General features: G+C 58.5%; 12 protein-coding genes and 1 pseudogene. 8 read left to right on the top strand and 5 right to left on the bottom strand.

The window, feature by feature from the left end:
- Nucleotides 1-29: 29 nt before the first annotated feature.
- The 4 genes and pseudogenes from ACNJYA_RS08845 to ACNJYA_RS08860 all read left to right on the top strand — a co-directional run bounded on the left by ACNJYA_RS08845 (nt 30) and on the right by ACNJYA_RS08860 (nt 4,111).
- Nucleotides 30-1,421 (top strand): PLP-dependent aminotransferase family protein, encoded by a 1,392-nt coding sequence (locus ACNJYA_RS08845; RefSeq protein WP_439402530.1) that lies wholly within the window; start codon nt 30-32, stop codon nt 1,419-1,421.
- Between the two features lie 175 nt (nt 1,422-1,596).
- A complete protein-coding gene (locus ACNJYA_RS08850; RefSeq protein ID WP_439402531.1) occupies nt 1,597-2,070 on the top strand; it encodes a hypothetical protein in 474 nt (157 codons plus the stop codon).
- Entirely contained in the window at nt 2,067-2,372 is a 306-nt protein-coding gene (locus ACNJYA_RS08855) for a hypothetical protein (RefSeq protein WP_439402532.1), read from the top strand. The genes ACNJYA_RS08850 and ACNJYA_RS08855 overlap by 4 nt, the downstream gene beginning before the upstream one ends.
- Nucleotides 2,373-2,755: 383 nt before the next feature.
- Nucleotides 2,756-4,111, top strand: a pseudogene (locus tag ACNJYA_RS08860) (Glu/Leu/Phe/Val family dehydrogenase).
- A 188-nt stretch (nt 4,112-4,299) separates the two neighbouring features.
- Here ACNJYA_RS08860 and ACNJYA_RS08865 read toward each other — a convergent pair.
- Nucleotides 4,300-5,190: a LysR substrate-binding domain-containing protein gene (locus ACNJYA_RS08865; RefSeq protein WP_439402533.1), complete on the bottom strand. Its 891-nt coding sequence runs from the start codon at nt 5,188-5,190 to the stop codon at nt 4,300-4,302.
- 136 nt (nt 5,191-5,326) lie between these two features.
- Here ACNJYA_RS08865 and ACNJYA_RS08870 point away from each other — a divergent pair, with 136 nt between their 5' ends.
- Nucleotides 5,327-6,109, top strand: coding sequence for a crotonase/enoyl-CoA hydratase family protein (locus tag ACNJYA_RS08870; RefSeq protein ID WP_439402534.1), 783 nt, complete (start codon nt 5,327-5,329; stop codon nt 6,107-6,109).
- A 541-nt stretch (nt 6,110-6,650) separates the two neighbouring features.
- Here the strand turns inward: ACNJYA_RS08870 and ACNJYA_RS08875 are convergent.
- Genes ACNJYA_RS08875 through ACNJYA_RS08885 form a run of 3 tightly spaced genes read right to left on the bottom strand, consistent with a single transcriptional unit; the run spans nt 6,651 to nt 9,895 of the window.
- On the bottom strand, nt 6,651-7,826 hold the full coding sequence (locus ACNJYA_RS08875) for an acetyl-CoA acetyltransferase (RefSeq protein WP_439402535.1): 1,176 nt from the start codon (nt 7,824-7,826) through the stop codon (nt 6,651-6,653).
- 6 nt (nt 7,827-7,832) lie between these two features.
- Nucleotides 7,833-8,213 carry a Zn-ribbon domain-containing OB-fold protein gene (locus ACNJYA_RS08880; RefSeq protein WP_439402536.1) on the bottom strand — a complete coding sequence of 127 codons (381 nt, stop codon included), beginning with the start codon at nt 8,211-8,213 and terminating at the stop codon, nt 7,833-7,835.
- Nucleotides 8,210-9,895, bottom strand: a complete 1,686-nt coding sequence (locus ACNJYA_RS08885) for a long-chain-fatty-acid--CoA ligase (RefSeq protein ID WP_439402537.1) — start codon at nt 9,893-9,895, stop codon at nt 8,210-8,212. Before ACNJYA_RS08885 ends, ACNJYA_RS08880 begins: the two co-directional genes overlap by 4 nt.
- Before the next feature lie 444 nt (nt 9,896-10,339).
- Between ACNJYA_RS08885 and ACNJYA_RS08890 the strand changes: the two genes are divergently transcribed.
- The 3 genes from ACNJYA_RS08890 to ACNJYA_RS08900 all read left to right on the top strand — a co-directional run bounded on the left by ACNJYA_RS08890 (nt 10,340) and on the right by ACNJYA_RS08900 (nt 12,675).
- A complete protein-coding gene (locus tag ACNJYA_RS08890; RefSeq protein ID WP_439402538.1) occupies nt 10,340-11,539 on the top strand; it encodes an FAD-dependent oxidoreductase in 1,200 nt (399 codons plus the stop codon).
- A gap of 18 nt (nt 11,540-11,557) precedes the next feature.
- On the top strand, nt 11,558-12,250 hold the full coding sequence (locus ACNJYA_RS08895; protein WP_439402539.1) for a DUF2848 domain-containing protein: 693 nt from the start codon (nt 11,558-11,560) through the stop codon (nt 12,248-12,250).
- Between the two features lie 77 nt (nt 12,251-12,327).
- Nucleotides 12,328-12,675, top strand: a complete 348-nt coding sequence (locus ACNJYA_RS08900; protein WP_439402540.1) for a cupin domain-containing protein — start codon at nt 12,328-12,330, stop codon at nt 12,673-12,675.
- A gap of 100 nt (nt 12,676-12,775) precedes the next feature.
- On the opposite strand, the gene ACNJYA_RS08905 is transcribed toward ACNJYA_RS08900, so the two are convergent.
- On the bottom strand, nt 12,776-13,537 hold the full coding sequence (locus ACNJYA_RS08905) for an SDR family NAD(P)-dependent oxidoreductase (protein ID WP_439402541.1): 762 nt from the start codon (nt 13,535-13,537) through the stop codon (nt 12,776-12,778).
- Nucleotides 13,538-13,925 lie beyond the last annotated feature (388 nt).

Below are 13,925 nucleotides of genomic sequence, written 5' to 3' on the forward strand. Positions count from 1 at the left end.
ATGAAAGGAATGGGAAAGGAGCGCGGCACGTGAGCTTGGATGGGACATTTTCGGGGTGGCGGCCGCGGAAGCTCGCCTCCGAGGGACCGCGTTACCTTGCCCTGGTCGGTGCTCTGGAGCAGGACATCGCTGACGGACGGCTGTCTGACGGCGACCGTCTGCCGCCCCACCGTGACTTGGCACGAGAGCTCAATCTTTCGGTCGGCACGGTCAGCAAAGCCTATCAGGAAGCTGAACAGCGCGGGATCGTCAGCGGCCATGTCGGGCAGGGCACTTTTGTCCGACGGCGTTCCGCTGCCGGTGCCGAGGTGGCATCAGCAAGGCATGAAGCGCTCAATTTAGCGTTGAATGTGCCTGCCCAAGGAAGCGAAACGCAGATATTGTCCGCGCTATTTGGCGAGGTGGTGCGCGAGCGTGATCTTGCACCTTTGCTGGGCTACCATCCACACGGCGGCATCAGAAGACACCGCGAAATCATCGCAGCCTCGTTGTCTGATACAGCGTTCGCGGTTGAAACTGAACGCCTGTTCCTGTGCAATGGTGCTCAGCATGCCATAGACGTCGCTCTGCGCCTGGTGGCAAAGCCCGGCGACAGTATATTGGTGGATGCGTACACCTATTCTGGGTTCAAAGCCATCGCCGCTGCTAGTCACCTCAACCTGGTCGCTGTGCAGATGGACGGGGAGGGGATGGATCCGGAGGAGCTGAAACAGGCCTGCCGCACGTCCAGAGCGCGGGTGCTCTTTTGCATGCCGACCTTGCAGAGCCCGACGGCTCGCACCATGAGTGTTGCTCGTCGGCAAAGTATCGCGGAAGTTGTGGGCGAGCTTGAACTCACCGTCATCGAGGATGATGTCTACGGCTTTTTCTTCGCCGAGCGTCCTGTACCGATCGCCTCTTTGGCACCAAGCCGCACCTTCTACGTCACGTCTTATTCCAAATGCCTTGCACCAGCATTCCGGCTCGGCACATTGACCGTTCCGAAGGCCTACATCGCGCAAGCCGAGCTCCTCCTCCACGCATCCGCGTGGTTCGTCGCTCCGATGCTGAGCGAGACAGTGTTGCGGTTGATTGAGAGTGGCAAGCTTGAAGAACTTCTGCGTGAGCGGCGCGTGCAGGCGCTCGAGCGGTATCGGGTGTTTCTGGACGTGTTTCCGAAGGCCGAAAGGCTTCAGTTTCCAGCCTTCTACGGCTGGCTGCCGTTGCCACAGGAGTGGTCCGCAGATCAATTTGCCGCCGCTGCGCGTACTCGTGGCATTCTTGTAACCCCCCGCATTGCCTCCGCGGTGGGAGAAACTGAACCCGGGGCAGTTCGCATCTGCCTTGGTGCGCCGAAAGACACCAAAGAGCTCTCTAATGCCCTTCAGACTCTTTACGATATCCTGAGGCGCCACCCGGTGAACGTTGTTTCTGTCGCATAACCGCTGATGATGCGGTCCGTCCTGGGTGTGGGCGGAAGCGGGCGAATTGTAGCAGCGATGCCGTGCGCCGAGCTGACTATGAGATGACCGGCGAGGCCGGCTTGGTGCACGCCCGACATGATCGCCGACTTGCCCAGAGCTCGATTCCGCCTTTTACCTCCTTGAGGTCTATTCAATGACTATGGTCAACGCCCTATGCGACGAATTTTCTCACCGCTTGGGCATTTTAGGCGCGGGAAGGCTTGGCTTAGCCTTGGCAAGTCGACTGAAATCCCTAGGGCTGGATGTGCCGCTTTGGAGCCGAAGACACGAGACTCGTGCTCAGCTGCGCGCCATTGCTGCAGGAACCTACTTGCCAGTGCGCTTTGGTCACCTCGCTAAAGTTGATGTTCTGTTTTCGGCTATACTGAATCAAGCTCTTTTCCGCCTTCCTTCACACGAGTGGTGGCGCAGCTTCAATGGAGTCATCTTTGCATCAGGAATCGACGCGAAGGTCCGAGAAGTTTTACCACAGGCGTTGGTCGTTCGACTGAGTCCGGCCATCCCGCCGGGCGTCGGCGAAATCGCATGCATTGGACTTGTGCATCCGCTTTGGCGGATCACCGCTTGGATTTGGCAAGAGCAGCTTCAGAGTTGCTTGGACCGGTGACATGGATCGACGAAGAAGCCCTTTATGATCTTAGGACGCTTCTTGCTGGCCCGCTTCTGACGCTTCTGAGATCGGCCCTGTCGCGAACGGTCGAGAAAAGTCTGGAGGCGGGGCGGCTTCCGATTCAATTCAAGGATGAGCTCCAAGACATCCTGTTCAAACAACTGGTGAGGCGATCGCTCGGCAGCAACAAGTCGTCCCAACGAGCCGAAAGTGAACGCTCGACGCCCGGTGGCGTAACAGAGGTCGCCCTAGCCGCAGAGAACATCTCAGTGGCGAGCTCTTCGGAATTGTTGAGTTGATGTTGCGCCGGATGACTCACCTGCGGAGGAGCAAGAGACTTGATGCACCAGAATGCAAGGTGTGGACAGACTCTAGCGTCATCGGCTTTGAGTGGTGTGGTCACTATGAACAAGATTAATCGGACAGCGTATTCGCCGCAGCGCGCGCTCGGCGCGGCGTTTTCCCTCCGTCACGGAGTGCTCGGCCGAATGGGAGACGATTGCTTTAACGTAGTCACCGCGGCCGGTGGCTGGTCACTGCGGGATCGGCGATCCGGCTTAAACAATCATATCTGTAAAGAGAGAAGTACATGCGAAATCGTGACGACCGCACCGAGGGAGGTGTGATGTCGGCTAACTCTACCGCGTTTTTCGGGAGCGTTGACAAAAACTTCCGCCGCGCCATGACTTTTCTCGATCTCCCTGAGGGTTTGGCGGAGCGGATCATTCAATGCAATTCGACGTACACGGTCCGCTTTGGCGTGAGACTGCGCGGTCGGATTCACAGCTTTATCGGTTGGCGATCAGTCCATAGCGAGCACTCTGAACCCGTAAAGGGTGGCATTCGCTACGTACCGAATGCGGATGCCGAAGAGGTGGAGGCGCTTGCGGCGCTAATGACACTTAAATGCTCACTGGTCGACGTGCGTTTTGGCGGCTCCAAAGGGGCTCTGAAGATTGATCCGCGCGAATGGACGCCGCAGGAACTCGATCGCATTACCCGCCGTTTCACGCAGGAACTCAACAAGCGCGGTCTAATCGGTCCCGGTGTCAACGTTCTGGCCCCTGACGTAGGGACGGGCGAGCGGGAAATGGCTTGGATGATGGATGAATTCCGCCGCGCAAATCCGACCGACGTTGTCAATGCGCGAGCTTGCGTAACGGGAAAGCCTTTGTCCAAGGGGGGGATTTCCGGTCGCACTGAGGCGACGGGGAGGGGGCCTGCAGTTTGCGACCCAGAGCTATCTTCGGGATCAGCGCAGCCCAGGCTTGAATGGCCGGCGCAATCTAAAAAATTCTTCTGTTGTGGTCCAAGGCTTTGGGAACGTCGGCTATCACGCCGCTAAGTTCCTCTCGGAGGAGGGCGGCGCCCGAGTGACCGTCATTGCGGAACGGGATGGCTATGTCGCCAACCCGAAGGGCCTCCCAATTGAACTGCTGAAGCAGCACCAGCTTCTAACGGGCAGCATTCTGGGCTTTCCCGGTGCAACGTCCGTCTCCGGCGACATGACCGGCATTGAATTAGCCTGTGATGTTCTCATCCCTGCGGCGATGGAGAGTGCAATTCATTCGGAAAACGCAAGTCGTATAAAAGCTCGCCTTGTGGTAGAAGCCGCCAACGGCCCGTCACTTTCGAGGCTGATAGGATGCTGCGTTCTCGCGGAGTGACAATCCTTCCAGATCTCTATGTCAACGCCGGCGGCGTCGTTGTCAGCTACTTCGAGTGGGAGAAGAACCTGACGCGCATTCCCTTCGGATTGATGGAGCGTCGGCGTAGAGAAAGGCGAAATCGGACCATCGCCGCAGCCCTCGAACAGATGACCGGGAAGGAGATTCCTGCTGACATGCGCGATGAATTCCTTGGAGGAGGCGCAGAAATCGACCTTGTTCGATCCGGTCTTGAGGATGTCATGCGCAGCACTTGGACGCGCATCGCAGATTTGCTCCAGGAGCAGCCGGAGCTCGGCGACTACAGGACAGCCGCCTACGTCGCATCCATCCGACAGGTCGCTGAAGCATACGAAGCGATCGGCATCTGAGCAGCCGGGACAATAGCAAGACGCAACGTGTAAGGCATCAGAGCGAGCTCTCGCCTCTCGTTCGCAGGAGAGCTGTCGGGCGCCACCCCTATCGCAGGCCAGAGCGCGCCTAAACAGCAATGGCCGCGCAATTCGTTGAATCCGACTTTAGCGCAATGTTTTCGGGCACCCAGAGCGCGGAGAGGATGTCAACGCAACCGTCGCACCATGAAGTCGAGGAAAAGACGATTCCGCTTGGGTACCAAGGTGCGCTTCAGCGTAACGGCCGAAGTGTGGAGCGGAGGACTCTCCCAATCGGGCAACACGCGGACCAGTCGCGTATGCTTGAGGTCATTCACGCACATAACGTCATTCAGGATGCCGATCCCGACCCCGCTAAGTAGAAGCTCGCGCACTAGGCTGATGTTGGCGACGGTAGTGTTGGCGGCCACTTCGACGTGCCGACGTTGCGCACGCTTCAGGAATGTCCAGACGCCATCTCGCTGTTGGAGTTCGGTGACGACGCAGCGATGCTGGGACAGCTCTTCAAGTGTCCTCGGCATGCCGTGCCTCTCGATATAGTTCGGGGAGGCATAGGCGGCACGTCTGAGCGACGTCAGCTTTCGGTGAATGAGCCTGGAATCGGGTAGCTTTCCCAGAATGATGGCGATGTCGATTTGTTCTCGAACCAAGTCAACCATGCCATTGTTAGTCGCCACGATCAGGGAAATATCGGGGTACTCAAGTGCGAATTCTGCAACTGCCTTGCCGAGCCAGGCATTGCCGAATTCCATCGGAATGCTGACCCGCAGCGTGCCGCGGGTGCCGGACTGCAGTTCGTCGATTTCTACTCGCGCTTCCTTGACCTCAGTATCAATCCGCTGCGCATAGTCGAGAAGGCGCGCACCTATTGAGGTCGGTGCGAGGCCGCGGGAGTTGCGCTTCAGAAGCAGCGCACCGACCTGCTCTTCGAGAGAAGCTAGTCTGCGACTGATCGTCGCCTTAGAAAGACCAGTTGAGTCGCTGGCGCGCGTCAGGTTTCCGGACCGAACGACCTCCGAAAACAACAGCAACGCATCAACTTCGAACCGGCAAGCCATTTTCCTCGTCGGTCAGAATCTGAACCGCATCTTTTCAAATTTAAGTATAGCCGAACTTGGAGCTGCTAACTAGCCTTGCACTCGCTGAAAACGGTCGTCGGTTGCTTTGCAGTAAGCACGTAGTGTGGGGTTTGTCATGTCGTCTGAACTCGTGACCTACGAGCTCGAGGGTAATATCGCGATCATCGGCTTGAATCGAGCCAACAAGCGGAACGCGCTGAATGACGATGTCCTGCGAGCGCTCGGCGATGCGGTGGTACGTGCCGGCGACGACGCGGATGCTGGCGTGATCTTCGGCCATGGGCCAAACTTTTCCGCCGGGCTCGATCTTGCGCAACTAGCGGAAAGGTTGCGTCCGGATGCACCCACTGTCAGAAAGCGCAAGCGCTACATCTGGCACACGACCTTTGACCTAATTGCAAGAGGAACGATACCGTTCGTCGCCGCGCTGCATGGGGCCACGATAGGTGGCGGGCTCGAACTGGCGGCAGCGGCGCATATTCGTGTCGCGGACGAGACGACCATCTTCGGGCTACCGGAAGGGCAGCGCGGCATTTTCGTTGGGGGTGGCGGTTCGGTACGTATCCAGCGGATTATTGGCTACTCTACCATGGCTGACCTGATGCTAACTGGGCGAATGCTCACAGCCGAAGAAGCGCGAGAGGTCCGACTGGTGCAGTACATTGTTGATGCGGGCGGAGCGCTGGAAAAAGCGAAGAGCTTGGCATCCAAAATTGCGCAGAATACGCCCCAAACGAACTGGCAGATCACCAACGTACTTCCGCGGATGAATGATCTCTCGCATGACGACGGATTGTTCATGGAATACCTGAATACGGCGATGGTGAGGCCGCTGGAGACCGTCGAGCGCTTGAGAGAATTTCTGGAAAGGAGAACGAAACCTACCGGACTGAGCTGATCGATAATAGCCGACAGCTCGAAGCCTTTGGCTTTGGAGGGTTGTGAGAACATTAGCCGTGTCGCTTTTTCGACCGCGCCCGCGGGGTGGTCTTCGGCAGAGATTAGGGACGTGTCTCCGACGTCTATCAAGATGGGTTAGTCCGTGTAGTCTCGCGCTCCCATAAATCTGGTTCTAGGCAACGTTCCGGCGCCACGTTGTCATCGAGGAGGTCAATGTTGCGGGCGAAATCGGCTGCCGCCAGATGATGAATCGTCTGACCAGGCGATTGCCTGATTCAATAGACTGGTAAAAGTCAAAAGGTGTTTGCGGACGTCGCGCCGAGCATCAGCGCGATCCGGTGCCAGTCGGTGGACGGTGGCCGTGCCGTGGGTACCCGCCTTCACTCTAGCTTCCCTTCCTCAAACAAGTGAACGGCTCGTCAGGAATACATTCCGATCGAGCACGCTCGGTAGTCTTCTGCAAGGATGAGCGACCATGGGGCGCTATTCACTGCCGCCTGAACCGTCCCGTAGAAGAGATCCGTTGTGACCACGCCTTGTTAAAGCGTGGCCGAGCTTCCAAGAATAGCGGTCGACTGGCTGGAAGCGGCATTCCCACCATTGCCATTGACCAGGACTGCATTCGTGTTCGCGACCTGGCGGTCGCCGCATGCGCCTCGGAGCTGCTGTACGGCCTCGATGACTGCGAATACGCCATACATGTTCGGCTGCACGCATGACAGGCCGCCCCCATTGGTGTTGACAGGTAACTTTCCGCCCGGCCGCGTCAGACCGCTGGCAATGAAGGGCCCGCCTTCGCCTTTGCGGCAGAACCCGAGATCTTCGACGAACAGGATTGGGTTGATCGTGAAGGCGTCATAGAGCTGCAGCATGTCGATATCATTTGGCTGCATTCCCGCCATGGCGTAAGCGCGCCGGCCAGAGTCCTGCGCGGGCGTTACAGTGAGATCGGCCATGTTGGAGACAGTACGATGCCAGACCGCATTGCCAACACCAAGCAAATAGGCGGGCCTTTGCGGCCGGTCCTTGGCGGCGTCGGCGCGCATCAGGACGAAGGCGCCGGCGCCGTCCGTCACGATGCAGCAATCGTGCACGGTAAAGGGATCGGAGACCATTCTGGCGCTGAGGACGTCGTCAATCGTCAGGGGCTTGCGGCTGAATGCGGCGGGATTGAGCTGCGCCCAGGATCTGGCTGAGACGGCGACTTCCGCGAGGTGCTGGCGAGTCGTGCCGAATTCGTGCATGTGACGGGCCGCGATGAGGGCATAGCTCGAGGGTGGATTGAATGGCTGATACGGCGCATCGAAGGGTGCCGGATCGAGCATGTTGCGCGCTGCCGTTCGTGCCTTACGCCCGAATGTAGCGGTCCTTTGTGTGCTGCCGTAACACACCAGCACCGCATTGCACAGACCGGCCGAAAGCGCGAGCATGGCCGGTTGAAGGTGCGCAACGAAGGCGGATCCGCCGATGTTCGTGCCTTCAATGAAAGAAGGCCGAAGGCCGAGATATTCAGCGACATTGAGTGGCCACATCGCGGCATTGAGATTGGCGGTGCACAGCCCGTCGATATCCTGCAAGCGCAAGCCTGCGTCCCTTATTGCTGCGTGGGCTGCCTGCGCCAGGATTTCGATCTCGCTATAGCCGCGGGCTTCGCCGCAGCCAGCCATGCCAACACCGACGATTGCGGTCGCACCGCGTAGATTGTCTCGAGCCATGAATGCCTATTTCACTTCGCAAACCAGCAGGCCTTTGCCATCGATCTTGACGACCTTGGTCCGGACCTTTGTACCAATGATAACACGATCCGGCGAAATCCCCCGGACGCTGCTCATCAAGCGCACGCCCTCCGCCAACTCGACAATGCACACATTGTAGTCACCACCGTCTTCCTGGCTCCGGCGGACGGTCGTCGTAGAGTAGACGTGGCCGTCTCCCACGGGAGAGAACCAGGACAGGTTGTTGGCACCGCAATGAGGGCAGATGGTTCGAGGATAAAACACCGACCGGTCGCACTCGCCGCAGCGCTGGATAATCAGCCTGCCTGCGTCGAGCGCGCGCTGATAGGCCTCCTCCGGGCCGGATACCTGTTGCGCTTCATTCATGGCAGACCGACCTCCTTTGCATTCTCCCGATCCTGCAACTCGCGCCAGAGAATCTTCCCCGCTGGCGATTTCGGCAGCGAGTCGACGAATTCCACTGTTCGGGGATACTTGTAGGCCGCCATGCGCTGGCGCGACCATTCGATGATGTCATTTTCAGTTGTCCTACCCCGCACATTATCCCGCAACCTGATCAGCGCCTTTACTGTCTCACCGCGATAGGCGTCTTTGACGGCGATCACGCAGACCTCGAGTACGTTTTCGTGCTGGTAGAGCACGTTTTCGACTTCCGCCGGCCAGACCTTCAGGCCCGACGCATTGATCATCCGCTTGGCGCGATCAGTCATGTAGAAGAAACCGTCCGCGTCGCGATATCCGATGTCGCCGGTGCGATAGAAGGACCGGCCGTCAATCTCAACGAAGGCTTCGCGCGTTGCTTCCGGCTGGTTCCAGTAGCCGCTGAAGAGCTGCGGCCCGTGCACGGCGATCTCGCCGATTTCGCCGATAGCAAGTTCCTGGCTGTTTTCAGCATTAATGATGCACGCACTAGTGTTGAAGAACGGTATGCCGAGGCATTGTGGTCTTGGATCTTCGATCGGATTGAGGTGCGTGGTGGCCGCCGTCTCGGTCATGCCGTACGCCTCTATGAAGGGCAACCCAAGCGTCTCGTTCAGCCGTTTCCACACTTCTTCGGGCATTGCGGCACCGCCCGAGGTGATGCGGCGCAGTCTCGACAAGTCGAATTCGTGGACCCTGGTGTTGGTCAGCAAGTCGATGACGGCGGTAGGAGCCAATGATGCGTGGGTGACGCCGTAATCAACCATCACATTCGTGGCGAGGTCGCGCTCCCATCGCGGTACAATTGCGATGGAGGCGCCGGCACAGACAGGACCGGTCACCGCGTGGTTGAAGCCCGATACGTGATACATCGGCGCCGCTCCAAGAGAGACGTCCCCGGGCCGCAATCCATGCCACAAGGTCAGTCCGGTGGCATTATGCCCAAGGCTGCGATGAGTGTGCATGCAGGCCTTCGGCTTGCCAGTGGAACCAGAAGTGTATGGCATCGCGCACAGGCTGAGCGCTCCCGCGCGCGGCGCCTCCGGCGAGAATCCCGCATCGAGCAGGTCCATCCAGATACTGCCGCCGCTCACCTTAGTGCGTCCGGCAGATAGCCAGTCGGGGAGCTTGTACCTGGTCTCCTTCGGAAGGTAATCCGAATATGTCGCCACGATGAGCGTGCCGATTTCCGAATTCTTGGTGGCTGCAATGGCGATTTCCGCCAGATCTTGCGCGACAATCATTGCGCGTGCGCCGCTGTCTCGAAGGTAGTGCGCAACCTCGACCTCACGGTTCATCGGGCTGATCGGTACCAGGACAAGGTCGGCGCGGAATATCGCATAGCACGCAATCAGCCACTGTGGCGAATTCTGCATCAATAATGCGACCCGGTCGCCGCGTTTCAGGCCCGCGTGCTTCTGCAGCCAGCCGGCCAAGCCCTCCACTTTTCTATGAAAGTCGCCGTAGGAGATCGAGGTGCCCAGGAAATGGATAGCTGCAACATCGGGGAAACGCGAAGACGTGACCAGAAGATTGTCAGTCAGCGTCGAGTGCGAAAGCGCGAACGCTCTGGTGAAATCGCGCCGACGGAGGGCCGCGTCTGTCATTAAGAAGGCCTTGCAGGTCATGAACTGCTGAAAATCCTACAGCGAGAGGCTTCCACCATGAAAGCAGGCAAATTTGAAAACAAGGGGTGCAGATTTGGGGATTGGCAAGGATCGGCTTTGAAAGTTTGTATTTCGTATTGCCTCACCATGGCGACGGAGAAAAACTGCATCTGCAACGGTTCGGCCGTTAAATGACTGCGCGCCCTTGGCACATTTCGGTGCAAAACCTCCCCGCCGGAGTGTCACGTTTCAAACGCGCAAGCTCCGGAGAGTCTTTGGAGTTCGCATGACGCTGAAGGATTTGCGCAAAAGTGGGGAGCAGTGGGCAGACAAGCGGTGCAGATGTGGAGATTGGCAAGGATCGGCTTTGAAAGTTTGTATTTGGGCGGAATCTGCGAGAATAGCTCCCAGGCTGGGTGCGGTGCTCTCGAAACTTTGTTCGGTTCGAAGAGGTGAGGTAACAGCGTGGCTGATGCTAAGCGGGTTCTGATTGCCGGCGCCGGTCCGGTAGGAATGGTGGCTGCTGCCACACTGGTGAAGCAGGGAATTCCCGTTACCGTGCTGGAAGCGGCATCTGATCTCAGCACGGAATCCCGGGCGTCAACTTTTCATCCGCCGACCCTCGACATGCTCGAAGATATCGGAGTGGCGAAAGACCTTGTTGCGCAAGGTTTGATCGCTCCGACAGTCCAGTATCGCAACAGCGAGGGGCCCATCGCGAACTTCGACTTCGGTGATGTTTCCGATCTCACAGGTTATCCGTACCGGCTGCAGTGCGAGCAGTACAAGCTGACACGCATCATCGCCAAGGCATACGGGGCGGATCCGAACCTCAGCATCGAGTTCGGCTCCGAAATACTGGAAGCACACCAGGGGGAGGACGGGGTATCGGTAAAGGTCCGCAGGCCGGATGGTTCGATAGAGCAGCACGAAGGCCTCTGGCTGATTGGCGCTGATGGTGCCAGTAGCGCCGTTCGCAAATCGATTGGCATCACGTTCGATGGGTTCACTTGGCCGGAGCGTTTCCTGGTCATCTCGACTCAGTTCGATTTTCTCGCGATCTTTCCCGATCTGGCCTCGGTGAGCTATGTGGCGGACCCCATCCAATGGTACTTCCTGCTCAAGGTGCCCGGCATGTGGCGAGCGATGTTTCCGATTGGCCCGGAGGTGCCGGATGAAGAAGCGGGAACCCTACAATACGCAGCATACACCCTCGCACGGCACTTCGCCGTGGCTGCGACTGCGGCGATAGATCACGTCACGCTATACCGCGTGCATCAGCGCGTGGCGGCGACATTCAGGTCAGGCCGCGTATTTCTTGCTGGCGACGCGGCTCACATCAACAACCCTCTCGGCGGGATGGGCATGAACGGGGGCATCCATGATGCCGTCAACCTCTGCGGGCGGCTCACGAAAGTCTGGCGCCGCGAAGCAGATCTTTCCGAGCTCGATCGCTACGATCGCCAGCGCCGCCTTGTGACTCTGGAATACGTTCAGAAGCACACGATTGCGAACAAGCGGAACCTCGAGTCGCGGGATCCCCGCGAGCAACAATCGTTCCGTGAGGAAATGGCCCGGACGGCGGCAAATCCCGAACTTGCTCGCAACTATCTGATTAAAATTTCAATGCTCGCGAGCCTGAAACGCGCGGCCGAGCTCGGATGAGCGGTAACGGGGGAAAAGATGGCGACACATGATCTCTCACTCCGGTTCCTTCGGAATGCACGCTGGGAAGCACGAATCGTCACGATCAATCGGTGTGTGATCGCCGGATGGACGGGAAGAGATCGTGTCGCGCTCGAAGCGCACATCGCGGAGCTCGAGAAGATCGGAGTCAGTCGACCGGGATCTGTCCCGATCTTCTACCGTGTATCGGCCTCGCGCCTCTCGACTGCCGAGACGATCGAGGTAATCGGCAATTCATCCAGCGGAGAGGTGGAATTCCTGTTGCTCCAGAGCGGCGGAAGGCTCTGGGTAGGGGTCGGCTCCGACCACACCGACCGCGAAGCCGAAGCCACCGGCGTCACGCTCTCAAAGCAGATGTGCGACAAGCCGATAGCGAGCGAGTTCTGGGCTTACGACGATGTCAAGGAGCACTGGGACGACTTGATCCTCCGCTCATACGCCGTGAACGACGGAAACCGCATCCTGTACCAGGAAGGAGCCCTTTCCGCGATTCGGCCACCCGAGGAGCTGATTGCCCTCTATGCCGCCGGCGGAATGCTCTCCGATGGCACGTTGATGTTTTGCGGTACGCTCGCTGTGCATGGCGAAATCCGACCCGCGCAAGGACTTGAACTTGAGCTCAGCGACCCACGGCTTCGTCGATCAGTCCGGAAGACCTACCAGGTCGAGCAGTTGCCGGTACTTGGCTGACGCTGCGCCTTTTAATGTTGGAACTAAGTAGAGGAGCCCTCATCGTGCCCGTACAGAAATCGCATGACGAGTTTTACATGCTGGACATGGAGTCCGGGTGGGAAACCCCGCCTAACTATCCGTCAGGAATCAAGCAGAAGATATTGTCAGGCGCGCTTGATGAGCCGCACCGTCGCGGCAGCCGCACCAGACTTCTCAAGTTCGATCCGGGAACGTTCACGACCGCTCCATTCGTTCACGAGTACTGGGAGGAAGTGTTTTTGGTGTCCGGCGATCTCACCGTCGGAAACGACGAGCAAGGAAAGGGTGGGCAGGGATTCGCTCCGTTTACCTATGCTTGCCGTCCGCCGGGCGCATTTCACGGCCCATTTAAATCTGAGGGTGGCTGCCTATTGCTGGAGATTCACTACTTCGACCCTGCTTAGGGCGCAGTAGCGGCGCGGCACGCAAGTGTGCTTGCGATCAGGAGCCATCCGATCGGCGATGACGCCGAGGGGCGTCTTTCTCCAGATTGCTCGCCGGGCTTCATCTTGGCGCCATCCGGATCGCGCCATCGAGCCGGATGGTTTCGCCATTGAGCATCGCATTTTCCGCGATGTGAACCGCGAGGGCAGCATATTCATCGGGGCTGCCAAGCCGTGCAGGGTGTGGTACCTGCTTGGCGAGACTGGCCCGGACTTCCTCGCTCAATCCCATCAGCATCGGAGTAAGAAACAGGCCAGGCGCGATGGTATTCACCCGGATCTTGATCGAAGAGAGATCGCGCGCAATCGGCAGCGTCATTCCGGCGATGCCCGCCTTTGAGGCAGCATAAGCGGCTTGGCCGATCTGTCCATCGTAGGCGGCAATACTGGCCGTATTGATGAAGACCCCACGTTCCTCAGCTTGCGTCGGTTCGGCTGCGAGCCTCTGAGCGGCAAGGCGAATCACATTGAACGTACCGATCAGGTTAACGTTGATAACGCGCGTGAACAGGTCGAGAGGGTGGGGACCGTCTTTGCCGAGCGTACGCTTGCCGCCGCCGCCAATCCCGGCGCAGTTGACCAATACGCGCGCCACGCCGTTTGCCGCCTCGCCCTTGTCCAGAGCGGATCTCACTTGTTCATCGCTGGAGACGTCTGCGACAGCACTTATACCCTGAATCTCCGCCGCGACACGCTCGACACTGTCTCGACTAATGTCGATGACGGTCACTTTCGCGCCTTTGCGCGACATGGCGCGGGCCGTTGCCGCGCCAAGGCCCGAGCCGCCGCCTGTCACGATCGCCGGAACGCCGCTCAAATCCATGATTTCCTCCTGATCAATGTTGAGAGCTCGCTTCAATACCTTGAAAGTTCGGTGCCTCAGAGCGAAAACTTCGAACAGCTTTGTTGCACTTTTGAAGCTCCGTCAGTTGCCACAACCTCCGCTGCTTGACGAGGTCGGCTGCCCGACCATTTCGAGAATCGGCTGGTCCCATAGTCGGCGTCCCCTCACCGAAGCGGAAGCTGAAATGTCCTATGAAATGTTGTCGACGTCTCGCGAGTGTCACTACAGCGCCGCGGTCGCGCTTCACCTCGGAAAATCGGCAATGATCTCGCTTCAGTCATCGGACTCAGTGCGTGCCGCGCATATCGCCATGGGCCGGCTCTTGGAAAAGAGGCGCGTGGATCAAGTTCTGCTATCGAGCGAGCAC

Source organism: Bradyrhizobium sp. BLXBL-01, from assembly GCF_051853025.1.
Classification (GTDB): Bacteria; Pseudomonadota; Alphaproteobacteria; order Rhizobiales; family Xanthobacteraceae; genus Bradyrhizobium.

Excerpts from the sequence above, each read along its gene's own strand:
- ACNJYA_RS08895 (WP_439402539.1), top strand. The coding sequence starts at position 11,558 with ATGGCGACACATGATCTCTCACTCCGGTTCCTTCGGAATGCACGCTGG.
- ACNJYA_RS08900 (WP_439402540.1), top strand. The coding sequence starts at position 12,328 with ATGCTGGACATGGAGTCCGGGTGGGAAACCCCGCCTAACTATCCGTCA.
- ACNJYA_RS08880 (WP_439402536.1), bottom strand. The coding sequence starts at position 8,213 with ATGAATGAAGCGCAACAGGTATCCGGCCCGGAGGAGGCCTATCAGCGC.
- ACNJYA_RS08885 (WP_439402537.1), bottom strand. The coding sequence starts at position 9,895 with ATGACCTGCAAGGCCTTCTTAATGACAGACGCGGCCCTCCGTCGGCGC.
- ACNJYA_RS08905 (WP_439402541.1), bottom strand. The coding sequence starts at position 13,537 with ATGGATTTGAGCGGCGTTCCGGCGATCGTGACAGGCGGCGGCTCGGGC.
- ACNJYA_RS08870 (WP_439402534.1), top strand. The coding sequence starts at position 5,327 with ATGTCGTCTGAACTCGTGACCTACGAGCTCGAGGGTAATATCGCGATC.
- ACNJYA_RS08875 (WP_439402535.1), bottom strand. The coding sequence starts at position 7,826 with ATGGCTCGAGACAATCTACGCGGTGCGACCGCAATCGTCGGTGTTGGC.
- ACNJYA_RS08865 (WP_439402533.1), bottom strand. The coding sequence starts at position 5,190 with ATGGCTTGCCGGTTCGAAGTTGATGCGTTGCTGTTGTTTTCGGAGGTC.
- ACNJYA_RS08850 (WP_439402531.1), top strand. The coding sequence starts at position 1,597 with ATGACTATGGTCAACGCCCTATGCGACGAATTTTCTCACCGCTTGGGC.